Consider the following 24,924-nt stretch of genomic DNA (forward strand, 5'->3'; position numbering starts at 1 on the left):
TCTACGGAAGCTTTTTTTGTAATGTTTATTTTTACTTTTCGACTAAAAAAAATAACCAAAAAAAACACATTGATGAAAAATTACATTTTTGCTATTGCCTTATTAATTAGCTTCTCGGCATGTAAGCAAAACACAAAAACAGAAGAAATTACAAAAACAGTAGAAGAAGTAGTAGAAACACCAGTTGTTACTTATCCCGATAATCTAATTAAAGTACTGGATGCACATGGCGGAATAGAGAAATGGAAATCTATGAAATCCTTAGTTTTTACTATGGAAAAGCCAGATGGAAAAGAAGTGATAACTACCAACTTAATTTCAAGAGAAGGATTAGTAGATAATCCAAAAGAAAGTATAGGTTTTGATGGTGAAAAAGCATGGTTTTTAAATAAAACAAAAGGAGATTATAACGGGAAAATGGCGAAGTTTAAATATAACTTAATGTTCTATTTCTATGCGATGCCTTTTATTCTTTCTGACGACGGAATTAATTATGCGGATGCAGAACCTTTAGTTTTTGAAGGTGTTACTTACCCAGGAATACAAGTAACATATAATGCTGGAGTAGGGGAAACACCAGAAGATCGTTACGTTTTATATTATAATCCAACTACATATCAAATGGAGTGGTTAGGGTATACTGTTAGTTTTGTCCCAGGAATTGATAAAAAAGAATTACATTTTAGAAGGTACAACAATTGGCAAGAAATAAACGGTTTACTATTACCAAAAACAATTGTAGGTTATGGTTTTAAAGACGATAAGCCAACAGATGCTAAAAAGAGTACAGCATTTATAGATGTTCAGCTTAGTGATGAAGCTAAAGGTTCTAGTACATTTGCAAAACCTGAAAAAGGAGAATTTGTAGAATAACATGTTTATTAACAATAAATAAGCGAGTAATAATTAAATTATTGCTCGCTTTTTTTATATTGTAAATTGTTGCTAGTAAGCGACTGGTTTTAATTTGGATTAGGATCAATAGGTCTATCTAATCCAGGAATTTCTAACATTACTTTTTGTAATTCGTATTTTAAAAAGTATTTAGAAAAATCTTGATATGCCGTATTTCTATTAAAATTTTGAGGAATAAATACCAAGTTACGATTTGTAATCGTTTCAAAATTTTTAAAAGGTGCTGTTGTTTTTAAATTTTCTTCTAAAGTGTATATGTTCTCAAAAGTATAGCTGTCAAAAAGAGAGTAGTTTTCTTTTTTTATTTTCTTTAACTCTAGTGTTTGTGCAAAAGAAATAACGCTAAGTAAAAGTGTCAAGCAGGTTAGTTTTATTTTCATAATTAATGAATTACACCTACTAATTTATGAAAATTATATCGAATTATAAAGTTTCCTTGTCATAATGATTTACTAGAAGCGCAACCACATAACTGTAACTTTGCATTCCTCCTTTTTGATTGTTAGCCTTTAAAAAGCTAGAATACACCGTTTCAAAAATGGGCTCGGTAATATTTTGATACTTATCCCAAAAAGCTTGTGTTTCTTGGTAGTTTTTAATAATTCCAGAATTTATTGATTTTAATAATGATTCGTAGATTACTGGGTCTCTTCGATAAATTTCTAATAAGCAATGTTTTAATCCAAAGGTGAAACCAGAATAATTGAAATAGATGTTTTCGTTGTTTATGGCTGCCAAAAAGCCAATAAAATTAGCTTCGTTTTCTTTTGCATAACCTAATTGATGCGCTACTTCATGCGAGGCTGTGGTTGGAAATTTATATTTTGGAATTAAAGCATCTACTTGTGCTTCATTAGTTAACGGATTTAAATAACCAGAAAATCCCATATAGGTTAAAGGTAAACTAAATAGTGATTTTTTTATGCTTTTAGTATGGTAAGAAAGATGCGGGAAATCTTTTTCTAAAATAGTATAACCATTTGGAACTTGTAGTAATAATTCGGTTTTACTATATGGCATTTCTACTTTAATGGTATCGTTTTTTGTAATTTCAAGATGTAATTTGTTTGATTTTTTAATGAGCTCTTTTGTAACGCTTATTAATTGTTCAGTAGTGTAATCTGCTTTCAGATTTAGGTTTTTGTGTAATGGTAATCGATAGTAGTTCATTGCCCAAAAAAGATGAAAAGCAAAGTAAATTATTGAAATGGCAGCAAAAACGTCTAATAGCCAGTTTTTCGTGTCTTTTCTAATTCTTCTCCTATTAATTATAAACCATCTAATGCCATAAATTATGGAAAAAGCATAAAATAAATCGCCAAAAGAAAACGGTATCCAACCTAGAGTAAATCTGAAAATATTCGAGATTATTGGATATAACCCGTTACTATAATAGGTTTCTATAAATTCAGGATAACCAGAAAGTAACTTCACCATAAAGTAAAGTGGAAGTATAGAAAAAGCAATATAAGGTTTTGGGTTTTTCAGCATCTTTCAAAAGTAAGCAAATGTTTGTAATAGTTTCCTTGTAGGATTTAAAAACTGGCAAGGTTTCTTCTAAGACTATTTGTATCTTTACACTTTCAAATAAAATAAAGAGATGAATTCAGAAATAAGACAATTAGAGCCACAACAACTTTGGAACAAATTTGCAGATCTAAATGCTGTACCAAGACCATCCAAAAAAGAAGAGCGTGTTATCGCGTTTATGAAAGATTTTGGAAACAAATTAGGTTTTGAAGTAATAGAAGATGCCGTTGGAAACGTAATTATAAAAAAACCAGCTACAGCAGGAATGGAAGATAGAGTAACCATTGTAATGCAATCGCATTTAGATATGGTACACCAAAAAAATGCAGATACTACATTCGATTTTGATACTCAGGGAATTGACATGTATGTAGATGGAGATTGGGTTCGTGCAAAAGGAACAACGCTTGGTGCAGATAATGGTTTAGGGGTTGCAACTATCATGGCTATTTTAGAAAGTACAGATATTCCTCATCCTGCAATTGAAGCATTGTTTACTATTGATGAAGAAACTGGAATGACTGGAGCAATGGGATTAAAAGGAGGTTTGCTGGAAGGCGGAATTTTATTAAACTTAGATACCGAAGAAGATGATGAAATAGGTGTAGGTTGCGCTGGTGGAATTGATATTACAGCAACAAGAACATATGCTGAGGAAGAAACTCCAGAATTTAAAACTGGTTTTTCTATTGTAGTTAATGGTTTGCAAGGCGGGCATTCTGGGATGCAAATTCATGAAGGTTTAGGAAATGCAAACAAAATCATGAATCGTGTTTTATTTGATGGTTTTGAAAACTTCGGTTTACGTATTTCTGAAATTGATGGAGGTAGCTTGCGTAATGCTATACCAAGAGAAAGTAAAGCTATAGTGGCTATTGATGCAGTTCATGAAGATGCTTTTATAGCAGAAATGGCAGAAATGGCAAATACGATTAAAACCGAATTTAAAACAATGGAGCCAGATTTAGAAATTACGGTTTCTAAAATCGATACACCAGAAACCATAATGGATTTAGGGGTGCAAGAAGGGGTTACAAGAGCTATTTATGCAGCTTGTAATGGCGTGTACCGAATGAGTGCAGACATTCCTGGCTTAGTAGAAACATCAAATAATATTGCAAGAGTTATTATTAAAGATGGCGCAATTAAAATTGGTTGTTTAACACGTAGTTCTGTGGAGAGTTCTAAAGACGATTTAGCAAATACGCTTCGTGCAACTTTTGAGCTTACAGGTTGTGAAGTTGCGCTTTCTGGCGATTATCCTGGTTGGGCTCCCAATATGGATTCGTCTATACTAAAAGTGTTAGATGGTTTATACGAAAAAATGAATGGCGAAAAAGCACATGTTGCTGCATGTCATGCAGGATTAGAATGTGGAATTCTAGGACAAAATTATCCAGAAATGGAAATGATTAGTTTTGGGCCAACAATTAAAGGAGCGCACTCTCCAGACGAAAGAGCTAGTATTTCTTCGGCTCAAAAATATTGGAAGTTTGTTTTAGAAATTTTAAAAGAGATTCCTAAAAAGTAAATACAAAATAATAGAAAATAAAAAAGCAGCTCATCGAGCTGCTTTTTTTATAAAATAGAATTCTTAATTACTTTTGAATTCCCATTATCTCTAAATCAAAAACTAAGTTTGTGTTTGGAGGTATAGGCCCCATTCCGTTTTCGCCATAACCTAAATAACTAGGAATAAAAACGTGAGCTTTATCACCAACATTCATGTTAAGCATTGCTTCTCTAAATCCAGGAACAAGAGTTGCCGTTTCGTTATATATCATTGGAAATGGTTTGTATCCACCTTTTTTATCACGTTGCTCGTTGTATTGGTCGTTGTCTTTAGCTACTTGAACCCAACTGGTATCAAATAATCTACCATCTTCAAAGAAACCAGCGTAGTTAATTAGTACTTTGTCTGTAGCTGTTGGTTTTACACCATTTTTAGCTTCGTCTACAATCATTACTAAACCAGTAGGAAGTGTTTTTATAGTTCCTTTTTTAGCTTCATTCTTTTTTAAGAAATTTTCGGTAGCAACTTTTGCTTGTTCTTTAAGTTTTGCTGCTGCTTCTTCTTTTAACTTTTTAGTTCTTTCGTCAATTTTAGGTAATTCTTCAGTGTATACTTTAGGAGCATCAAATGCTTTTGCTAATTTTCCTTTTCTAATAATGTTTAATTCATTTATAACAACATCAATAAAAGGCTTATTGCTTGGTTTTTCAATTTGAACATTAGAGATACTATCTTGTACTTCTAAACCTAAAACAACTTCTCCAAAAACAGCATGACAACTAACTCTAGGATTGTCGCATTTTTTTAAGTTTCCTTGTGCATCAAATGCATCTAAGTTTGGTGTAGGACCTTCTGTTATAAAAAATTGACTACCATTAGTATTTGCTCCAGAATTAGCCATAGATAATATTCCCGGTTTGTCATGTCTTAAATCTGGGTTAAATTCATCTGTAAACTTATAACCAGGATTTCCCGATCCAGTTCCTGTTGGATCACCTCCTTGAATCATAAATTTATCTATCACTCTGTGAAAAGTTATTCCGTTATAGAATCTTTTTCCTTTTAAAGAATCGGTAACATTTGGATGTGTACCTTCTGCTAATGCTACAAAATTAGCAACGGTAACAGGAGCTTGTTCAAAATATAATTTAGCGACCATTGTACCTTTGTTGGTTACAAATTCTGCATAAAGACCATCTTCAAGATCTGGATATTTGTCTTGGCAAGAGGTAACACTTAATAAAAGTGCTAGAATAAAAATTTTCATAGTTTGTTTTAAAAAATTCATGTTAATTAGATTGATTTTGAGTTATTGAATTTACGGTTACTTCACATATTAAAGGAATGCTTGTTCCTATTCTATTATTGTCTCCATAATAACCATATGCTTTTGGTGATGGAAAAAGAAAAGTAACAGTCTCTCCCGATTTCATAAGTTTTAAACCTTCACGTAAACCAGTAAAAAGTTCTTGCTTATCCATCGCATAGTTTTGGGTTTTTAATTCTTCTTTAGAATAAATTAAGTTTCCATTTAAAGTTTTTACGTTGTAATTAAAATTTACAATGTCACCAAATTTAGGCTTTATAATACTGTCTTCTATCTTCGTGTTATAATAATACCAGAAACCGCTTTGCGAAGCTACATAGTTATTCTCTGGATTTTTATCCATTATGGCTTCTATGTTAACTTGTTCTTTAGCAAAAAGCTCTTTGTTTCTAGCAACAGACTCTTCAATAAAAGAACCAGAAGTAGCAGAAATGGGCCTTCTTGCTTCTGGTGATTTACAAGATGCGAATAGTATTAAAAAAAATGATAATATTACAAATTTATTCATTGTTTAAAGCCTTTTTATAGCTTGGTAATATACTAATAAATTTTTCAATGGTTTTATTCATATCTGTATCGCTTTTACCTCCTGCTGCATTAGTATGTCCTCCACCTGAAAAATGTGCTCTTGAAAATTCGTTTACAGAAAAGTCCCCTTTAGATCGTAACGATATTTTTATGATACTTTGTTTTTGGTCTTCAATAAAAATTGCTGCAAATATAATGTTTTGAAGAGATAATGCATAGTTTACAAATCCTTCCGTATCTCCTTTTTTGTAATCAAAATTGTTTAATTCTTGTTGCGAAAGTGTGATATAAGCAGTTCGGTATTCTGGTAAAATTTTTAGATTGCTCAAGGTACACCCTAATAATTGTAATCTGTTGTAGCTATTAGTATCGTAAATAGCATTATGTATTTGTGCATTTTGTGCTCCTTTGTCTATTAAGTCTGCAATTACTCTATGTGTTGTAGAAGTTGTTGAAGAAAACCTAAAAGACCCAGTGTCTGTCATAATTCCTGTGTATAAACATGTTGCTATATCTGCATCAATTTTAGTTATATCATCTAGCATATTTATAAAATTATAAACCATTTCGCAAGTAGAACTCATGCGTACATCGCTATAGGTGTATAATGCATAATCATCGGGTTGTTGGTGATGATCTATCATTATTTTTAGGGCTTCACTTTTAGCAAGAATAGCCTCCATATCTCCCGTTCTATTTAAGGCATTAAAATCTAAAGTGAAAATAATTTCTGCTTGATGTATTAAAGCATCACTCGTTTTAGTTTGCATATCATATTTTAAAATAGTGTTTTCGCTTGGCATCCATTTTAAAAAATCAGGATAATCATTTGGAGCAATAACGCAAACTTCATGATTATATTTTAATAGATATAAATATAGTCCTAATGTAGATCCTATAGCATCTCCATCTGGGTTTTTATGAGGAACAATTACAATTTTTTTTGGGGATTGTAAAAGTGTTTTAATGTTACTAATGTCTTGTTTTTTCATAGGTAGCGAAGATACAATTTTTTAATAATGGATTATATTGTTTTTATGAAGAAATACATTACTTTTGCAAAAAAAATTATATTTAAAAAATGGCAACAAATAGAACATTTACAATGCTTAAACCAGATTCTGTTGAAAAAGGGAATATTGGTGCAATTTTAGAAAAAATCACAGCTTCAGGGTTTAAAATCGTAGCAATGAAGTTAACACAAATGACATCTGCTGATGCGCAAGCATTTTATGCAATACACAGCGAACGTCCATTTTTTGGAGAGTTAGTAGAGTACATGACACGTGGACCAATCGTTGCAGCTATCTTAGAAAAGGATAATGCAGTTGAAGACTTTCGAACTTTAATTGGTGCAACTAACCCTGCCGACGCAGCAGAAGGTACTATACGTAAACTTTATGCAGCATCTATTGGTGAAAACGCTGTTCACGGAAGTGATAGTGATGAAAATGCAGCTATTGAAGGTGCTTTCCATTTTTCTGGAAGAGAAATGTTCTAGGAAATTCACATAACAATTATTAAAAAAGCCTGCAATTTGCAGGCTTTTTTGTTTCTATAATTTAGCTAAGTTTAAACTTTAAATAAGTTGTAGTATCTTTATAAAAAAAAATATAATGAAAAAATCTTCCAGACTTTTATTACTTTTCTTCTTGTTAGCGATTACTGCTAATGCGCAAGAAATACAAAAGAGTATTGCTTCGTTTGTAAATGAAACAAATGCAATTGTTACCATTAATAAAAATACTGAAATTGTAAATTTCGTTAAGTTTCAATCTGCAAATCCTTTAGTCTTAGAAGGGGGAACATTAGAACAAAAAGTATTTCAGTTTCTAGAAAAATATAAAGGAATATTTAATATGAATTCAGTGGAAGATTCTTTTATTGTTGAAGGAACAAAAACGGATACATATGGGTTTCAACACATAACATTTAATCAGGTTTATAATGGGGTTGCTGTATATGATGGTCAATTAAAGTTTCATTTTAATAGTGACAATAAACTAACTTCTATTAATGGAAATTTCATTCCAAATATTAAACTTTCAGCGTTACCAAATATACCAAAAGAAACAGCGAGTAGTGTCGCTATGGAAGCTGTAGGGAAACAAAATATAAATACTTCTCGTAAACCTTTAAAAGTAAATAAAAACACATTATATGTTTTTCAAAAAGGATTGGCTCAAGGAAATTACACTTCAAAACATCTTGTCTATGAAGTGGAAATTAGAAATGATGTAGATGTAAGAGAGTTTGTTTTTGTCGATGCACATTCTCAAGAAATAGTTGAGCAGTTTACAGGAATGGCTAATGCTTTACATCGAATTGTTTATGAAGATAATACCTCAAACATTGTTTGGGAAGAAGGAGATGCCTTACCAGGAACTTTATCAAACTGGCAGTTAAATGAAGTAGAAACTTCAGCACAAGTATATTATTTGTTTAATAATACTTTTGGTTTTGATTCTTATGATGGTTCTGGGGCTCAAATGCGAACGGTTAACAACGATCCAAATGTTGCAAATGCAAGTTGGAATGGTTCTACCACAAACTATCGTGATGGTACAGCAGCCGATGATGTCATTGCGCATGAATGGGGGCACGCATATACCGAATACACAAGTGGTTTAATTTATGCTTGGCAAGCTGGAGCAATAAATGAATCTTATTCTGACATTTGGGGAGAAACTATTGATTTGTTAAATAATTATGAAGATGAAGGAGAAGATTTTTCTTTAAGAACGGGCTGTTCGAGTTCAGATAGATGGAGAATGGGAGAAGACGCTACTTATTTTAGTGCTGCAATTCGTGATCTTTGGGATCCTACCTGTAACGGAGATCCAGGTAAGCTTACAGATGCTGAGTATCACTGTTCCGATAGTGATTCTGGTGGAGTACATGTTAACTCTGGAGTACCAAATCATGCCTACGCTTTATTAGTAGATGGAGGAACTTATAATGGACAAACTATTAACGGAATTGGGTTTACTAAAGCGGCTCATATTTTTTGGAGAGCTCAAAGTATATATCTAAGTGCTACAAGCGATTTTTCGGTTTTAGCAGATGCTTTAGAAACTTCTTGTATAGATTTAATAGGAATAGATCTTCCTGAATTAGTGACTACAAACACTACAGCAGGAGCTTCTGGTGAAATTATTACAGTTGCAGATTATGACGAATTAGTAAAAGTGCTTTTGGCTGTTGAGATTCGTATCTTACCAGAACAATGTAATTTTACAGCGATTTTACAAGAAGTACCAGAATTATGTGAGCCTGCGACTAATAATGCTGTGTTTTTTGAAGATTGGGAATCTGGTTTAGGAAATTGGGTAGCTACCGAATTACCAAGCAATGCTGCAACTTGGGAGTCTAGACCATGGAGTCTAGATACTAATTTACCTAACGGTAGAAATGGACAAGCTGTTTTTGGTGCTGATCCTGTAAATGGTGATTGTGCAACAGATTTACAAAACGGAATAATTAGATTAGAAAGTCCATTAATCACATTACCAGATTTTACAGAGGGTGTTTTTGAAATGGCTTTCGATCATTATGTTGCTACAGAATCGCAATGGGATGGTGGAAATATAAAATATAGTGTTACTAATGGTCTTTTGTGGAATATTGTTCCAAGTTCTGCATTTACACATAATCCATATAATAATACCTTAAATACTAATGGAAATGATAATCCATTGCAAGGTCAAGAAGCTTTTACAGGAACCAACGGAGGTAGTATAGGAGGTAGTTGGGGAAAAAGTATTATAGATTTATCGGCAATAGGAGTAGGAGCAAATAGTACTGTTAAATTTCGATGGGAATTAGGTACAGATGGTTGTAATGGTAGAGTAGGTTGGTATTTAGATGATGTGGTAATTTATAATTGTGATAAAGCTTTATCTGTTACAAATTTTGAAGCTTTAAATAACAGTATAAAAGTGTATCCAAATCCATCTAATGGTTTATTTACAATTCTTAAAACGCAAAACATAAATTTAAGTACTGCTAGTATTCATGATATCAATGGAAGATTTATTAAGCAAATAGATTTAACCAATATGCAAAAGCAAAAAGATATCAATATATCTAATTTAGCTTCTGGTATTTATTTTATGACAGTTGCTTCTTCAGAAAGTAAAGCAGTTATTAAGCTTGTTAAAGAGTAATCGTAATCGTATTATTATAATTGTAATAGAAAAGCACAACTATAATCGTTGTGCTTTTCTATTTGATGTTCCCTGTAAATTAGAACATAATGCAAAACAAAAAAACGCAACCTATTGGTTGCGTTTTTGTTCTAAAAAGATAAGCGTATATATTAGATAACTTTTACGTTTATTGCGTTTAATCCTTTTTTTCCTTCTGTTAATTCGAACTCAACTTCATCGCCTTCACGAATCTCATCGATTAATCCCGAAATGTGTACAAAATGTTCTTTGTTTGAACCTTCTTCTGTGATAAAACCAAATCCTTTGGTATCGTTGAAGAACTTTACTGTTCCTTTACTCATTGTTAAAATATTAAATATTAATTAATTCTATTAAGGCAAATATAGTGCCAATAAATTTAATAAACTGTAATTATTTGTAATTTATCTTAAGACTAGTTTCTTAATTACCTCTTTTCCAAGACTCTCATTAAGCATTTTGATTATTTTTTCTTTACCATAGCTCAATTCTTCGCGTAAAACACTAGAGCTTAATTGTATATATAAAGTATCTCGTTCTAATTGTATTGCTGTTGTGTAATTGTTTACACCATTTCCCATTAAGTTAGCCCAAGCTTCGGCTACATTAACTTTGTCTAAGCCTTTTTCTAGTCTGTTAGTTTCTACAAACTCTTTTAAAGCATCTGCTATACTTAGGTTTTCATTATTCCGTTTTGCCATGTTTACTTCCCACGTAAGTGGGAATATTTATTTAATTAGTATTTATTTCACCTAAATCTAAAGGTAGATAACGCTTATATAAATATACGTCCTTATTCTGGTTTATTATTTTTAATTGCTCTGTAGTTGCTAACAAAATGCTTTCTTTCCAAGTAGCAAAAGGTGTTGTGTAATATATATTTAAACTGTCGTTTTCTATTATAACCTTTATGTTTTCTACATCTTTAGAGGTTTCAAAAGTACCAATGAAATTCGGTTTTAACTTTTTTCTAATTCCTGTGAAACTATCGTTTATTTCGAAATAATCAATAGTATCGTTATAATTGTAGTCTTTTTTGCTTCCGTCTTGTAAAATCACTTCATCAATTTCCCAATATCCATTTATATGAGGAATAAAAGTTTCCGGATTTGGCGAACAGTTAAAAATAAATAGTGTTAAAAATAAAAATGCGTATGGTTTCATAGCTTGAAAATTTCAAAAGATTGGTGTACTTGTTTTACAGCATTTTCGGTGCGTTCTGCATGTGTGTCGCTAATAAATAATTGCCCAAAATTTTCATCATCTACTAACTTAATAATTTGTGCAACGCGTTGTTCGTCTAGCTTATCAAAAATATCATCTAAAAGTAGAATAGGATTTACACCACTTTGTTTTTTAATGAAATCGAATTGCGCCAATTTTAAAGCTATTAAAAATGATTTTTGTTGCCCTTGACTTCCAAACTTTTTAATAGGATGCGCTTCTATATTAAAAACTAAATCGTCTTTATGAATTCCTGTACTTGTATACTGAAGTGCTTTATCTTTATTAATAACTCGCATTAAAAGAGTGTTGAGATCTCCTTCAAATAAATCACTTTTATATACCAAATCTACGGTTTCATTATTATTGCTAATTGCTTCATAACGCGATTTAAAAATAGGAATAAACTCTTGTAAAAAAGTATCTCGCTTTTTAAAAATACGTGTTCCATAATCGGTTAGCTGATTGTTGTAAACTTCTATTGTGTCTTGATTATAAGTGTTGTTTAGAGCAAAATATTTTAATAAAGAGTTGCGCTGCGCTAGAATCTTATTATACTTAATTAAATCGTCTAAATAAGTCTTATCACTTTGTGAAATCACACTATCTATAAATTTACGTCTTGTGTCACTTCCTTCCGTAATTAAATCTCTATCTGCTGGCGAAATAATCACCAAAGGCAAAAAACCAATATGCTCGCTAAATTTTTCGTAAGCCTTATTATTTCGTTTAATTACCTTTTTCTGACCTCTTTTTAAACTAACCGCAACTTTTTCTGTGTTATTTTCTTTTTCATAATCGCCATTAATTACAAAAAACTCTTCATTGTGTTTTATATTTTGAGAAGCAACAGGATTAAAATAACTTTTACCAAAAGACAGATGATAAATTGCATCTAAAATATTGGTTTTCCCTATGCCATTGTTGCCAACAATGCAATTTATTTTTTCATTAAATGAAAAAGAAATGCTGTCAAAATTCTTGTAATTAAGTAGAGAAAGTGATTTTAAAATCATAAAAAAGTTAGATAAACGTAATTCTAGAAGTTGTTTTCTTAAAATGTCTTGCAAATTATTGAAAAATAACAAATAAATAAACCTTATTTCTGAAGAAAAATTTTATTTTTGCCTCGCAATAATTAAGAATATAATGGCAACATACAAGAAAAGAGGATATAAACCGAAAACTAAAGTAGAAGAAGTTCAAGTAGAAGAAGAAAACTCAACAACTGCAGAAGTTTTTAATACACTAGATGAAACAGCTTCTAAAACAGAAGATTGGGTTATTAAAAATCAAAAATACATTTTTGTAATTATTGGTATAGTTGCAGTATGTGTGTTAGGTTATTTAGGTTACAAAGAATTTGTTTCAAAACCTGCTCAAACAGAAGCGATGAACGATATGTTTCAAGCGCAAAAATATTACAACGAAGCGGTAACTGGCGCAGACAAAGATTCTTTATTTAATCTAGCATTAAATGGAGGAGAAGGTAAGTATGGAATGTTAGATATTATATCAGAACACAGTGGAACAGACGCTGCTAATCTTGCAAATTATTATGCAGGAATGGCTTACTTAAACATGAAAGATTACAAAAATGCAGTTTCGTATTTAGGTAATTATACAGGGAAAGACGAAGCTACTGGACCTATTGCTAAAGGTGCAATTGGTGATGCATTTGTTCAATTAAACCAAAAAGAGGATGCTTTAGGCTATTATGTTCAAGCAGCAGAATTGCGTAACAACGAATTAACTTCACCAATGTATTTATTCAAAGCTGGTGTTATAGCTCTAGATTTAGGAAAAGCTACTGAAGCATTAAAGTATTTTACTAAAATTAAAGAAGAATATTCTTCTGCTACAGAAGCTACAAATATTGATGTATTTATTGGCAAAGCAGAAGTGTTGGCTAGTAAATAAATTACCGCTTTCGCGGAAAAAAATATGGCAACAGTAAATAAAAATTTATCCGATTACGATAAAAACACAATCCCAAATGCGAAAGATTTTCGATTTGGGATTGTTGTTTCAGAATGGAATGATAATATAACCGAAGGTTTATTTGAAGGCGCATATAACACACTTATTGAAAACGGTGTAACAGAAGAAAATATACTTCGTTGGAATGTTCCTGGAAGCTACGAACTTATTTTTGGAGCAAAAAAAATGCAACAATATAATGTAGATGCAGTAATTGCAATTGGAAGCGTAATTCAAGGTGAAACAAAGCACTTTGATTTTGTTTGTGAAGCAGTTTCTCAAGGTATTAAAGACTTAAATGTTTTACACGATATACCCGTAATTTTCTGCGTGCTTACCGATATGAACATGCAACAAGGTATTGAACGTTCTGGCGGAATTCATGGCAATAAAGGTACAGAAGCTGCTGTGGCTGCTATTAAAATGGCTGCACTAAATACGCTTTAGTTTTTAGCGCATAGTCGGGTTTGCAATCGAAGGCTTAGACTTTACAAAACTATTTTGCTTTTTTACAAGTTTATAAAGAAACAAGCTTAATTGAATCTTGTTAACATTTTTTAGCACTTTCAAACCAATATTTCCTTGTAAATTAAGTAAATTTGAAAGGTAACGTACTTTTAATTTTACAGTGAATTTATTTAAACAGCGCAGAAACAAATCGTTTAACTACACTCCAAGACACCAAACGGAACAGGAGCAAAACCCTAAAGAAGAACTAGCTTCTAAATGGGAAGAAATTCGTGGTACTTCTAAACGTAAAAGCACTTTTTTTTCAAGCTTACCTCTTATGGTGTTGTTTTTGATAGCTGTGTTAGTACTCTTATACATTTTAAGTCGTTACTAATAAAGCAAACATTATGGGAATTTTTAAAACAAGACAAAATAAAAAGTTTGATTATACACCGCAACACTTTAAAGGGGAAGGAAATCCTTATGAAATTAAACATAAATTTGATGACCATAGGCAAACAGTTGGTAGTCAAGGCGGACTTAAATCGAAGTTAGTTTCAGCACTAAACGATTATAAACACAACGAAGATAAAACAGCAAATAAACGCGTTTTAATTATAATCGCTATTCTCATCTTTGTATTTTTGTTTATTATAGATTTCGATTTATCTATATTCTTTTCAAAATAATTTATGGCAGACATTATTCAACTTTTACCAGATCATGTTGCAAACCAGATAGCAGCTGGAGAAGTAGTACAACGGCCTGCTTCAGTAGTAAAAGAATTACTAGAAAACGCAATAGATGCACAAGCTACAAGTATTAAGCTAATTGTAAAAGAAGCTGGTAAAACCCTAATTCAAGTGATTGATGATGGTAAAGGAATGAGTACAACAGATGCTCGTTTAAGTTTCGAGCGTCATGCAACTTCCAAAATTCGTACCGCAGATGATCTTTTTCAATTAAATACCAAAGGCTTTCGCGGTGAAGCTTTAGCAAGTATTGCTGCTATTGCTCATGTAGAATTAAAAACCAAACAAGAAGGGGAAGAAGTTGGAACAAGTATTATTATTGAAGGCAGCGAAATTGTAGAACAGGAAGTAGTGGTAGCTCCTAAAGGAACTTCTATTGCAGTAAAAAATCTGTTTTTTAATATTCCTGCACGACGCAATTTTTTAAAGTCGAATACCGTAGAATTGCGTCATATAATAGACGAATTTCATCGTGTTACACTAGCGCATCCTAATATTGCATTTGCGATGTATCATAATGGATCGGAATCTTTTCAGCTACCAGAAAGTAATTATAGGCAACGTATTGTAAATATTTTTGGAAACAGAACCAATGAAAAATTAGTTCCTGTAGAAGAAGATACCGAAGTATTAAAGATTTCAGGATTTGTAGGTAAACCAGAATACGCCAAAAAATCGCGAGGAGAACAATTCTTTTTTGTAAACGATAGATTTATAAAAAGTGCCTATCTAAACCACGCTATTGCATCGGCTTTTGAAGGTTTATTAAAAGATGGCGCACATGCGAGTTACTTTTTAAACTTACAGGTAAACCCGCAAACTATTGATATTAATATTCATCCAACAAAAACCGAAATTAAGTTTGACGATGAGCATACCCTCTATGCAATTTTACGTTCGTCTGTAAAACACAGTTTAGGACAATTTAATATAGCTCCTGTTTTAGATTTTGAACGCGATGCAAATTTAGACACCCCTTATGGTTTTAAAAATAAAGGGGCAAGTACTCCAACAATAGAAGTAGACAGAAGTTTTAATCCTTTTCAAGAAGAAAAAGAAACAAGAACAAAACCACAAGTTTCTTATAAAAAGGAAACTGCTGGAAGTTGGGAAGGTTTATATGTTGGTTTAGAGTCTAAAAGCACGAAAACACAACAGGATTTTAGCGAAGTACATTTTGAAAGCGATGAACAAACTGCTTCTATGTTTACTAATGAAAATGAAGTAGAGCAACAGCAATCTACCTATCAACTAAATAATAAATATATTATTAGTAAGGTGAAATCTGGAATGCTACTTATCGATCAGCATAGAGCGCATCAACGAGTACTGTACGAAGATTTTTTGAAAAATTTAACGGTAAAAGAAGCGATGAGTCAACAGTTGTTATTTCCACTGCAATTGCATTTTTCATCGCAAGAAATTACAATTATAAATCAGGTTAAAGAAGATTTAGAACACACAGGTTTCATGTTTGCTTCCATTCATACAGATAGTATCGAAATAACAGGAGTTCCTGTAAGTGTTCCAGAAAGTGAAGTTTCAATCATTTTAGAACAGCTTATTAGCGATGTGGAAAATGAAGTGCCAGATAGTAATTTTAGTGCAACCGATTTATTAGCAAAGTCGATGTCTAAAAGTCTAGCAATTAAAACCGGACAAAGTCTAAGTTTACAAGAACAAGAACATTTGGTGAATAAACTCTTTGCTTGTAAAGAGCCTAATGTTTCACCAACCAATAGGCCAACTTTTGTTACTATGACTATGGATGAGTTGGATAGAAAATTTTTATAATATATAATAAGAGGATTCCCTTTTTCAAGGGAATAAAAACAAGTTTTTGATGAATAGAATAACAGATACAGTAAAACATTTAATTATCATAAACGTACTAATGTTTATTGGTACTTTGTTTGTAGGTGGAGGACAATTGTTTTATGAATGGTTTGCTTTATATTTTCCTAAAAATGAAGCATTTCAACCTTGGCAAATTATTACGCACATGTTTATGCATGGTGGTGCAGATTTGCAAAATCTAAGTCTAATGCATTTAGGTTTTAATATGTTTGCTTTATGGATGTTTGGTTCTTCTGTAGAGCAGGTTTTAGGAAGTAAGAAATTTTTGTTTATCTATATTTCAGCAGGTTTAGGAGCCGTATTGTTTCAATTGGGGTATTACTATTTCAGTTATATTCCTTTATATGATGAATTGATTGCTTCTGGATTAACAAATGATCAATTGGTGCAAATGTTTACTTCTAATGAAACTATTTCTGGTATTACTGATGCACAATTAGTAAATCTAAAACAAGCTTTTCCTATTTACAATGCTTCAATGGTTGGAGCATCTGGTTGTATTATGGGAATTCTTGCAGCATTTGGTATGATGAATCCCGAAGCAAAACTGATGATGATTTTTTTACCAATTCCTATAAAGGCAAAATATTTTATTCCAGGAATTATTTTATTAGATGTTATTTCTGCAATCTCAGGACAATCTTTCTTTAGTCCAAGTAATACAGCGTATATGGCACATGTTGGTGGTGCTATAACAGGATTTATAATCATGTGGTATTGGAAAAAAAATCAGTTTAATCAAAATCGTTGGGATTAATGACAAATCTAAATCAGGACATTAAACAAAAATTAACGCAGCTTAATGTGTTTGAAAAGCTTATTGCTGTTAATATTCTTGTTTTTATTATAGCGCAAGTTTTAAGATTTGTATTAAATACAGCATCTAGTATGTCTTGGTTAGAACTGCCTAGTGATTTTTTTACTTTTTTAAAACAACCATGGAGTATTATTAGTTATGCTTTTGTGCATTATGATTTTATACACATGTTGTTTAATATGCTTTGGCTATATTTTATAGGTCGAATGTTTATTAATTTATTTAACACCAAACTAGCTTTAAATGTGTACTTTCTGGGTGCTATTTTTGGTGGCCTCGTTTTTTTATTAGGCTACGCATTATTGCCAGATGTATTTAGCGCTGGTCATCGATTAGTTGGTGCTTCTGGAGCTGTTAGAGCTTTGCTAATTTTTATGTGTGCTTATATGCCTAATATGGATTTGCGTTTCTTTACCTTTAATATTAAATTAAAACACGTAGGTTTTGCTATTATTATTTTAGATTTTATTGGTCTTTTTGGCGGAAATGCAGGAGGGAATTTAGCACATTTTGGAGGAACTATTCTTGGTTATTTTTACGCAACACAACTAACTAAAGGAAAGGATATAGGAAAAGGTTTTGAAGGAGTTATGGATCGTTTTGCAAATCTTTTTAAGAAAAATCCTTCTAAATTAAAAACAGTTCATAAAAATAAAAGTAAGGTTGCGGGCTATACTAAAGATGAATTTAAAGAGTTTAATAACCAGAAGCAAATTGATATTATTTTAGATAAAATAAGCAAAAGTGGCTACGAAAGTTTAACCAAAGAAGAAAAAGAATTATTGTTTAGAGCAGGTAAGTAGAACAGTAGTCAATAAGTAGTAAACATGTTTACGTTTTAAACAGCACATGAAAAATTTAAATTTTATAAATAAAATAGTATTCTTCTTCAACTCTGTTGCTGCTACGCTTTTATTGCTTTCTTATGTGTTGCCTTTTGTACCTCCAAAAACATTTTCAATTTTATCTGTCTTAAGTTTAGGTGTGCCTTTTTTAATTTTAGTAAATGTATTATTTTTTTTATACTGGTTATTAAAAATTAAAAAACAGTTCTTTTTATCTTTATTCGTTCTAGTTATTGGCTATATGTCTTTTGGTTCTTTGTATAAATTTTCAAACAAAGTAGAAGTAGCTAAAGCGAGTAGTCTTACCGTTATGAATTATAACGTGCGACTTTTTAATTTATATCATTGGATTGAAGAAGACAATACCGATTTGAAACTAATTGATTTTATTAAAGAAAAGGCTCCTGATGTAGTTAGTTTTCAAGAATACCATCCTAAAGAAAATATAGATTTGTCTTTTTTTAAATATAAATTTGAAAAACTTACAGGTAATAAAATTAAATTCGGACAAGCAATTTTTTCACAATATCCAATAATAAATTCAGGTTCTGTTGCTTTTCCAAATACTTCTAATAATGCCATTTTTGTAGACATTGTAAAGGAAAAAGATACTATTCGTGTATATAATGTGCATTTACAATCTTTAAAAATCGATACTAAGGTGGAAACTATATCGCAAGAAGATTCGGAGCGTTTAGTAAGGCGTATTGGGAAATCTTTTGAAATGCAACAAACGCAAACCGAATTGTTTTTAAAGCATAAAAAGCAGTGTAAGTACAAAGTAATTGTTAGTGGCGATTTTAACAATACAGCATTTTCTTATGTATATAAAGAAATTAAAGAAGGTTTAAAAGATGCTTTTAAAGTAGCAGGAAATGGTTTTGGTAGAACCTATGATTTTAAATTTTTTCCTACACGAATTGATTTTATTCTAGTAGATAAAAATTTTAAAGTAGATACTTTTAAAACCTATGATGTGCATTACTCCGATCATTTTCCTGTAATGACTAAGTTGTCTTTAGTGGATTAGTCTTTTTTAGAATTACATAAAAGAACAATCTACATAATCTGCAAGCATGTGTATGCATAAACCAAGTCCGATTAATCTTGTTTTTTTAGGAAGTAATAACAACACATAAACGATCATTGCGTAATAGGTATGTAACGGATGAAAGTTTATACTACATCTATTTGCTTCAAAAATTGGTGTTGCTAGTAGATGATCTACATCTATAATAATTGCAGAAGCCAGTATTAAATAGGTAACTTTCCAATTGCTTTTATAAAAGAGAAGTGCAATTAGTAATGGGAAACCAAAGTGAATTCCATAATGTAAAAAAGATTGCAGCATTATAGATGTTTAAACTGATTTTCTAGATAATTTATAGCATTTGTTCCTTCATTAAAAAGTAAATCTAAGATGCTTAAATTAGAAATATATCCATGTTTTTCGTTGAATACTTGTGTGTAATTATCAAAATTGAAATTTGGTTCTTTTCTAGAGTTTACCAAATATCTAAAGTCGGATTGGTCTGTAATTTCTTTTTGAAAAATTTCCGTTTCCGAAGATTTTATATCCAGTTGTAAGCATTCTAAAATGGTTTCAAAACATTTTAAATTAAAGTCTAAAAGGAATTCTGCTTTTTGTGTAAATAAAGGTTGTAATTCATCTTCGTAAAATTCAAAAAAAGGAGAGGTTCTATAAGCAGATTCTAGAGATTTCCAATGTAAGGTTTGCCATTTTTCGGCATTATGAATTTTAATATCGCTGTATTTTTGTCTTTCCTTTTGCGAGTATATTACAGGTACACTTAGTTGTAATTTGCCATTTGCACCATAAATAAAACTTCTATTTCTATAGGTTTGCTTTTGGTAATTGTCGTGCATTTCAAATACAACATTATTAGCTTGAAGCATAGCTGCAAAATGTGCTATATTAGGAAAGTAAGTTGGATGTATAAGGATGTTCATTTGTAGATGCGTTTATTTTTTGATTTGGTAGTTTTTCAACGCATTCAATTTATTGGTAATACTTTCAACGTTTATTCTTAATTGTGAACACAACCAATACTTTTCCTTATTCGGAAAGGTGTTGGTTGTGTTATAAATAGTTTTAGTTAATTCTTTTGTTTCCTTCCAAACTTCTAACTTTTCAAAACTATATTGATACATATTAAAATAAACAATTAATTTGCTTCTTTTCTCTTTCTCCATTTACCATAACCATACCAACCAAGTAATAAAACTAAAAACGGAATTAAGTACGAAACACGCTCTCCACTACCACCAACAGTGGTGAATAAACGATCCCATCGTATTTTGTTCTTAATACCTTTGCCATCACTATCCCAACTAAACCAAATAAAAACAGGTTTACCAACTACGTGGTCAAAAGGTACAAATCCCCAAGTTCTTGAATCTTGAGAGTCATGTCTGTTATCTCCCATTAACCAATAGTAATCTTGTTTAAAGGTGTAGTTTGTTGCTAGCGTATCATTAATAAATATCTGGTTTCCTTTTACTTGTAATGTGTTGTTTTCGTATTCTGTAATAATACGTTTGTAAAGTGGTAAAACATTTAAATTTAAGTCTACCGTTTTTCCTTTTTCAGGAATGTATAAGTTTCCGAAATAATCGTTATTCCAGTTGTAGTTTGGATCGTGCGGAAAAATATTTGCATCTCGTTTTCCTTCTTCACTTTTTAAAGGAATGATTTTATCGATTTTCGGATTATTTTTAAATTTCTCTAAATCGCCTTTATAAATTCCCATAAAGATATGATCATTTCCGCTTTTTCCAATTCTATTCGGATTCATATCATACCTATCATGAAGATATTGCAGATTAAAATTTTGATTGTTTTTTGTTTTTACTCGGTACGAAAATTGCAATTTAGCTCTGTCTGGTAGTTCATTTTGTTTTCCGTTAATAAATACATATCCATCACGAACAGATAAAGAGTCTCCAGGTAAACCAACACAACGTTTTACATAGTTTGTTCTCTTGTCTATTGGCTTATTGTAGTTTCTGTCTGGTCTAGGAACAGTCATGCTATATGATGTGTCTATTGGCCAGTTAAAAACCACAATATCATTACGTTTTATTTTTTGTAATCCAGGAATTCGCATATAAGGTAAAGACAACTTATTAATCCAAGAAGTGTTCTTTTTTTCTAAGTTATCATCATACAAATACGATTTCTTTTTTATAAAAGGAATCGTGTCATGTACCATTGGCGCAGCAACGGTTGTCATAGGTACTCTTGCACCGTAGTGAAATTTACTAACAAATAAGAAATCACCTACTAATAACGATTTTTCTAAAGATGAAGTAGGAATCGTGTATGGTTGCATAAAATAGGTGTGTACAATAGTTGCGGCAACAATTGCAAATAAAATAGAACTTGCCCAATCTCCCGAAGCAGATTTAGGATGTAAACTTCTGTCTTTAACATGCTCTACATCTGCAATATAATTAAGATAATAATTGTAAAATCCGAAGCTAATAATTGCTAAAAAAGTATCTAAAGGTTGGTTTTTGCCAAAGCTTCTAGCGGTTTCTACCCAAATTACCGGAAACATGATAAGATTAACAATTGGTAAAAATAAAAGAATCGTGTAGTACCAAGGTCTGTTAATAATTTTCATTAAAATTACTGCATTGTAAACTGGTACAAATGCTTCCCAAGCTTGTCTTCCTGCTTTTGTATAAAGTTTCCAGGTTCCTAATCCGTGGATGACTTGGATACTAATAAAAAAGATAAATAATTGCGTAAATGTCATAATCTGTATAATGATAATTGCTTGTAGCAATTAATTAATTGTTGTTAGTTGTTGCTTGTGTGTGTTATGTTACAAATATATTACTACTTAACTAATATTTAACACATCTTTCATTGTAAAAACGCCAGTTTTTCCAAGTAACCATTCTGCGGCAACAACTGCTCCAAGAGCAAATCCTTGTCTGTTATGTGCTGTATGTGTAATGTCTATTGTGTCGACATCACTTTTATAAGAAATGCTATGTGTTCCAGGAACGTCTTCTATTCGTTTTGCGATTATTGGTAAAGCATTTTCAGTATTTTGGTCTATACTCCAATTAGTATAACTAGTGTGTTCTTTAATAATATCGTTTGCAAGTGTAATTGCTGTTCCGCTTGGTGCATCTAGCTTTTGTGTGTGATGAATTTCTTCCATAGATACTTTATAGTCTTTTAAAGTATTCATCATTTTAGCTAAGTAATTGTTTAATTCAAAAAATATATTTACACCTAAACTAAAATTAGAGGCATAGATGAAGGCTCCTTTTTTTTCTTGACATAATGCTACGGCTTTGTCATAATCTTCTAACCAACCAGTTGTTCCCGAAATTACAGGAATATTATTCTCTATACAATTAGATATGTTTTTGTATGCTGCTGTAGGAATACTAAAATCGATAGCAATATCTGCTTCAGAAATATCATAATCTTCATCCATTGCTTTGGTAACAATAGTATGACCACGTTGTATTGCTATCTGTTCAATGGTTTTTCCCATTTTTCCGTAGCCAAGAAGTGCTATTTTCATCAAAAATATAAATTTTTATTTCCGAGATATCGGAAATACTATTAATGTCTATTAAAATTTAAAATTTAGAGTAAGTCCTAAATCTCCTGTATTATCAAATTCGTTAATTTTATAATGCGGCATAAAAGTAAGATTCTCGTCTACATTAAATTGCAATAAATGCGCATCTACATTTGCCCAAACAATGTTTAATATATAAATACCTGCAGTAATTAAAAGGGATAATTCTTTGTTTCTTCGTAATGTACTTTGTGCTTCTTCTAAACCATCATCTGTAATTGTATCATAGAATTCGTCGTCTGTAAAGCCTGCTAATCTACGTTTGTATGCATCACGATAGCGATTGTATTCCTTTTGGTTGTCTAAATAAAAATACATTCCAGCACCTAGTCCTGCGTAAATAACAGGAACTTTCCAATATTGTTTAAGATGTATGTGGCCTAAACCTGGTAAAACAGCTGAATAAAAAGCAGCACGAGCAGGAGTAAGCGGGTCTATTGGTTCTCTTGTACTAATTTCTCCATCGATAACAATTCCTTCTTCAGCTAATTGTTTTTTTGTTTCTTTGGTTACTTCTTCTTTAGGTTCTTTTTCTTGTGCTAAAGCCGATAAACTAAAACAAATGCTTAAGAATAGGAATATGAAAAGTTTATTTTTCACTTTGTACTAACTTTTTTATTCTATTAAAATCTTCTTCCGAATGAAAAGGAATTGTAATTTTCCCTCTACCATTACTAGAAACTTTAACGTCTATTTTATGACCAAAGTATTCCGAAAAATCTTTCATGCCTTTTTTAACAAACTTTGGCAATTCTTCTTTTGTTTTCTTTGGTATGTTTACTTCTTGTGTCTTATTGTAGTTTTTAACTAGTGCTTCTGTGTCTCTAACAGATAATTTGTTTTGAAGTATTTTTTCATAAATATCTAACTGAATAGATTGGTCTTCAATATTAATTATTGCACGACCATGTCCCATAGAAATAAAACCATCTCGCATTCCTGTTTGAATGATTGGATCTAGTTTTAATAAACGTAAATAGTTAGCAATTGTAGATCGTTTTTTACCAACACGCTCGCTCATTTGCTCTTGTGTTAATTGGATCTCGTCAATAAGACGTTGGTAGGATAATGCAATTTCAATAGGATCTAAATCTTGACGTTGAATATTTTCTACCAAAGCCATCTCTAGACTTTCTTGGTCGTTCGCTATTCTAATATAAGCAGGAACGGTTTCTAAGCCAATTAATTTGGATGCACGAAAACGACGTTCACCAGAAACCAGTTGGTATTTTTCGAAGCCTAATTTTCTAACCGTTATTGGTTGTATAACACCAAGTTCTTTAATAGATGAAGCTAGTTCACGAAGAGATTCTTCATTAAAATTAGTACGTGGTTGAAAAGGATTCATTTCAATTAAATCCAATTCTAACTCTACAATATTACCAATTACCTTGTCGGCATTTTTGTCTTCTGCATTTTGTATATCGTTACTAGGGTCTTTTAAAAGGGCAGAAAGTCCTCTTCCTAAAGCCTGTTTCTTTGTTGCCTTCGCCATAATCTAGGAGTTTTTTGTAATCACTTCTTTAGCCAAACTTAAATAATTACTTGCACCTTTACTAGAAGCATCATAATTAATTATACTTTCGCCATAACTTGGCGCTTCACTTAAACGTACATTACGTTGAATGATGGTTTTAAAAACCATATCGTTAAAATGTTTTTGCACTTCTTCTACCACTTGGTTGGAAAGGCGTAAACGCGAATCGTACATGGTTAATAATAGGCCTTCAATGTCTAAATCTGGATTGTGAATTTTTTGAACACTTTTTATGGTGTTTAATAATTTTCCTAAACCTTCTAATGCAAAATATTCGCATTGAATTGGTATTATTACTGCATCGGAAGCTGTTAAAGCATTCAATGTTAATAAGCCAAGAGAAGGAGCACAGTCAATTAAAATATAGTCGTAATCCTCTTTGATTTCTTGTAAAGCCTTTTTTAACATATACTCGCGAGATTCTTTATCGACAAGTTCTATTTCAATAGCAACAAGATCTATATGGGCTGGAATAATATCTAGGTTAGGTGTTTCTGTTTTAACAATAGCCTGTTTGGCCGAATTTGTATGCTCTAAAAGTTGGTACGTACCAATTTCTACAGTTTCTACATCGATACCAAGACCAGAAGTTGCATTTGCTTGCGGATCTGCATCTATTAGAAGTACTTTTTTTTCAAGTACACCAAGTGAAGCTGCTAAGTTTATTGAGGTTGTAGTTTTACCTACCCCTCCTTTTTGATTAGCAATTGCTATAATTTTACCCATTAATTTCATTTCATTTTAGGAACAACCAAAAATACGATTATTTATGGGTTTATAAAACCGAAGTTGTTAACAGTTGGTTAAAAGAAGGTGTGTTTTATGGCATGGTTT

General features: G+C 31.5%; 29 protein-coding genes. 12 read left to right on the forward strand and 17 right to left on the reverse strand.

Annotated elements, in window-relative coordinates; genetic code table 11:
- Positions 1–72: 72 nt before the first annotated feature.
- Positions 73–873, forward strand: coding sequence for a DUF6503 family protein (locus ACVC3Y_RS02610; protein ID WP_452226028.1), 801 nt, complete (start codon positions 73–75; stop codon positions 871–873).
- Between the two features lie 89 nt (positions 874–962).
- On the opposite strand, the gene ACVC3Y_RS02615 is transcribed toward ACVC3Y_RS02610, so the two are convergent.
- Both ACVC3Y_RS02615 and ACVC3Y_RS02620 read right to left on the reverse strand, forming a co-directional pair.
- The gene (locus tag ACVC3Y_RS02615; protein WP_452226029.1) at positions 963–1,295 is read right to left on the reverse strand and encodes a hypothetical protein; all 333 of its coding nucleotides are present in this window, start codon (positions 1,293–1,295) and stop codon (positions 963–965) included.
- Between the two features lie 43 nt (positions 1,296–1,338).
- Positions 1,339–2,406 carry a DUF3810 domain-containing protein gene (locus ACVC3Y_RS02620; protein WP_452226030.1) on the reverse strand — a complete coding sequence of 356 codons (1,068 nt, stop codon included), beginning with the start codon at positions 2,404–2,406 and terminating at the stop codon, positions 1,339–1,341.
- Between the two features lie 109 nt (positions 2,407–2,515).
- On the opposite strand from ACVC3Y_RS02620, the gene ACVC3Y_RS02625 reads away from it, so the two are divergent.
- Positions 2,516–3,976: an aminoacyl-histidine dipeptidase gene (locus ACVC3Y_RS02625; protein ID WP_303425892.1), complete on the forward strand. Its 1,461-nt coding sequence runs from the start codon at positions 2,516–2,518 to the stop codon at positions 3,974–3,976.
- Between the two features lie 67 nt (positions 3,977–4,043).
- Here ACVC3Y_RS02625 and ACVC3Y_RS02630 read toward each other — a convergent pair whose 3' ends face one another.
- The 3 genes from ACVC3Y_RS02630 to ACVC3Y_RS02640 are packed head-to-tail and all read right to left on the reverse strand — an operon-like array spanning position 4,044 to position 6,805.
- The gene (locus ACVC3Y_RS02630) at positions 4,044–5,225 is read right to left on the reverse strand and encodes a peptidylprolyl isomerase (protein WP_303425893.1); all 1,182 of its coding nucleotides are present in this window, start codon (positions 5,223–5,225) and stop codon (positions 4,044–4,046) included.
- A 22-nt stretch (positions 5,226–5,247) separates the two neighbouring features.
- The gene (gene gldI, locus ACVC3Y_RS02635) at positions 5,248–5,793 is read right to left on the reverse strand and encodes a gliding motility-associated peptidyl-prolyl isomerase GldI (protein ID WP_303425896.1); all 546 of its coding nucleotides are present in this window, start codon (positions 5,791–5,793) and stop codon (positions 5,248–5,250) included.
- Positions 5,786–6,805, reverse strand: coding sequence for a DHH family phosphoesterase (locus ACVC3Y_RS02640; protein ID WP_303425898.1), 1,020 nt, complete (start codon positions 6,803–6,805; stop codon positions 5,786–5,788). Before ACVC3Y_RS02640 ends, gldI begins: the two co-directional genes overlap by 8 nt.
- Before the next feature lie 89 nt (positions 6,806–6,894).
- Here ACVC3Y_RS02640 and ACVC3Y_RS02645 point away from each other — a divergent pair, with 89 nt between their 5' ends.
- Both ACVC3Y_RS02645 and ACVC3Y_RS02650 read left to right on the forward strand, forming a co-directional pair.
- Positions 6,895–7,314, forward strand: a complete 420-nt coding sequence (locus ACVC3Y_RS02645; RefSeq protein ID WP_303425899.1) for a nucleoside-diphosphate kinase — start codon at positions 6,895–6,897, stop codon at positions 7,312–7,314.
- A gap of 115 nt (positions 7,315–7,429) precedes the next feature.
- A complete protein-coding gene (locus tag ACVC3Y_RS02650; protein WP_452226031.1) occupies positions 7,430–9,979 on the forward strand; it encodes a M4 family metallopeptidase in 2,550 nt (849 codons plus the stop codon).
- Positions 9,980–10,131: 152 nt separating this feature from the next.
- On the opposite strand, the gene ACVC3Y_RS02655 is transcribed toward ACVC3Y_RS02650, so the two are convergent.
- The 4 genes from ACVC3Y_RS02655 to recF all read right to left on the reverse strand — a co-directional run bounded on the left by ACVC3Y_RS02655 (position 10,132) and on the right by recF (position 12,240).
- Positions 10,132–10,323 (reverse strand): cold-shock protein, encoded by a 192-nt coding sequence (locus ACVC3Y_RS02655; protein ID WP_183488476.1) that lies wholly within the window; start codon positions 10,321–10,323, stop codon positions 10,132–10,134.
- A gap of 81 nt (positions 10,324–10,404) precedes the next feature.
- A complete protein-coding gene (locus tag ACVC3Y_RS02660; protein WP_303425902.1) occupies positions 10,405–10,701 on the reverse strand; it encodes a DUF721 domain-containing protein in 297 nt (98 codons plus the stop codon).
- A gap of 31 nt (positions 10,702–10,732) precedes the next feature.
- Entirely contained in the window at positions 10,733–11,164 is a 432-nt protein-coding gene (locus ACVC3Y_RS02665) for a hypothetical protein (protein ID WP_452226032.1), read from the reverse strand.
- On the reverse strand, positions 11,161–12,240 hold the full coding sequence (recF, locus tag ACVC3Y_RS02670) for a DNA replication/repair protein RecF (RefSeq protein WP_303426012.1): 1,080 nt from the start codon (positions 12,238–12,240) through the stop codon (positions 11,161–11,163). Before recF ends, ACVC3Y_RS02665 begins: the two co-directional genes overlap by 4 nt.
- A gap of 133 nt (positions 12,241–12,373) precedes the next feature.
- Here recF and ACVC3Y_RS02675 point away from each other — a divergent pair, with 133 nt between their 5' ends.
- From ACVC3Y_RS02675 to ACVC3Y_RS02710, 8 genes are all read left to right on the forward strand, one after another.
- A complete protein-coding gene (locus tag ACVC3Y_RS02675) occupies positions 12,374–13,144 on the forward strand; it encodes a tetratricopeptide repeat protein (RefSeq protein ID WP_452226033.1) in 771 nt (256 codons plus the stop codon).
- A 24-nt stretch (positions 13,145–13,168) separates the two neighbouring features.
- Positions 13,169–13,651: a 6,7-dimethyl-8-ribityllumazine synthase gene (gene ribH / locus ACVC3Y_RS02680; RefSeq protein WP_303425906.1), complete on the forward strand. Its 483-nt coding sequence runs from the start codon at positions 13,169–13,171 to the stop codon at positions 13,649–13,651.
- 181 nt (positions 13,652–13,832) lie between these two features.
- A complete protein-coding gene (locus tag ACVC3Y_RS02685; RefSeq protein ID WP_452226034.1) occupies positions 13,833–14,048 on the forward strand; it encodes a hypothetical protein in 216 nt (71 codons plus the stop codon).
- Between the two features lie 13 nt (positions 14,049–14,061).
- On the forward strand, positions 14,062–14,343 hold the full coding sequence (locus ACVC3Y_RS02690; protein WP_303425909.1) for a riboflavin synthase subunit beta: 282 nt from the start codon (positions 14,062–14,064) through the stop codon (positions 14,341–14,343).
- A 3-nt stretch (positions 14,344–14,346) separates the two neighbouring features.
- Positions 14,347–16,200, forward strand: a complete 1,854-nt coding sequence (gene mutL / locus ACVC3Y_RS02695; protein ID WP_452226035.1) for a DNA mismatch repair endonuclease MutL — start codon at positions 14,347–14,349, stop codon at positions 16,198–16,200.
- 49 nt (positions 16,201–16,249) lie between these two features.
- Entirely contained in the window at positions 16,250–17,020 is a 771-nt protein-coding gene (locus ACVC3Y_RS02700) for a rhomboid family intramembrane serine protease (protein WP_303425913.1), read from the forward strand.
- Positions 17,020–17,883: a rhomboid family intramembrane serine protease gene (locus ACVC3Y_RS02705; RefSeq protein ID WP_452226036.1), complete on the forward strand. Its 864-nt coding sequence runs from the start codon at positions 17,020–17,022 to the stop codon at positions 17,881–17,883. The genes ACVC3Y_RS02700 and ACVC3Y_RS02705 overlap by 1 nt, the downstream gene beginning before the upstream one ends.
- A 46-nt stretch (positions 17,884–17,929) precedes the next feature.
- The gene (locus ACVC3Y_RS02710; protein WP_303425915.1) at positions 17,930–18,955 is read left to right on the forward strand and encodes an endonuclease/exonuclease/phosphatase family protein; all 1,026 of its coding nucleotides are present in this window, start codon (positions 17,930–17,932) and stop codon (positions 18,953–18,955) included.
- Positions 18,956–18,967: 12 nt separating this feature from the next.
- On the opposite strand, the gene ACVC3Y_RS02715 is transcribed toward ACVC3Y_RS02710, so the two are convergent.
- The 8 genes from ACVC3Y_RS02715 to ACVC3Y_RS02750 form a co-directional block, all read right to left on the reverse strand.
- Positions 18,968–19,276, reverse strand: a complete 309-nt coding sequence (locus ACVC3Y_RS02715; RefSeq protein ID WP_452226037.1) for a DUF6122 family protein — start codon at positions 19,274–19,276, stop codon at positions 18,968–18,970.
- Complete coding sequence (locus tag ACVC3Y_RS02720; RefSeq protein WP_303425919.1) at positions 19,276–19,896, reverse strand: WbqC family protein; 621 nt, start codon at positions 19,894–19,896, stop codon at positions 19,276–19,278. Before ACVC3Y_RS02720 ends, ACVC3Y_RS02715 begins: the two co-directional genes overlap by 1 nt.
- 12 nt (positions 19,897–19,908) lie before the next feature.
- A complete protein-coding gene (locus ACVC3Y_RS02725; RefSeq protein ID WP_452226038.1) occupies positions 19,909–20,139 on the reverse strand; it encodes a four helix bundle protein in 231 nt (76 codons plus the stop codon).
- Positions 20,112–21,707: a signal peptidase I gene (gene lepB / locus ACVC3Y_RS02730; protein ID WP_303425921.1), complete on the reverse strand. Its 1,596-nt coding sequence runs from the start codon at positions 21,705–21,707 to the stop codon at positions 20,112–20,114. The genes ACVC3Y_RS02725 and lepB overlap by 28 nt, the downstream gene beginning before the upstream one ends.
- 87 nt (positions 21,708–21,794) lie before the next feature.
- The gene (dapB, locus tag ACVC3Y_RS02735; RefSeq protein ID WP_452226039.1) at positions 21,795–22,493 is read right to left on the reverse strand and encodes a 4-hydroxy-tetrahydrodipicolinate reductase; all 699 of its coding nucleotides are present in this window, start codon (positions 22,491–22,493) and stop codon (positions 21,795–21,797) included.
- A gap of 51 nt (positions 22,494–22,544) precedes the next feature.
- The gene (locus ACVC3Y_RS02740) at positions 22,545–23,153 is read right to left on the reverse strand and encodes a DUF5683 domain-containing protein (RefSeq protein WP_303425924.1); all 609 of its coding nucleotides are present in this window, start codon (positions 23,151–23,153) and stop codon (positions 22,545–22,547) included.
- Positions 23,143–24,048: a ParB/RepB/Spo0J family partition protein gene (locus tag ACVC3Y_RS02745; protein WP_303425925.1), complete on the reverse strand. Its 906-nt coding sequence runs from the start codon at positions 24,046–24,048 to the stop codon at positions 23,143–23,145. The genes ACVC3Y_RS02740 and ACVC3Y_RS02745 overlap by 11 nt, the downstream gene beginning before the upstream one ends.
- Before the next feature lie 3 nt (positions 24,049–24,051).
- Complete coding sequence (locus ACVC3Y_RS02750) at positions 24,052–24,816, reverse strand: ParA family protein (protein WP_303425926.1); 765 nt, start codon at positions 24,814–24,816, stop codon at positions 24,052–24,054.
- Positions 24,817–24,924 lie beyond the last annotated feature (108 nt).

The organism is Lacinutrix cladophorae (assembly GCF_053604645.1).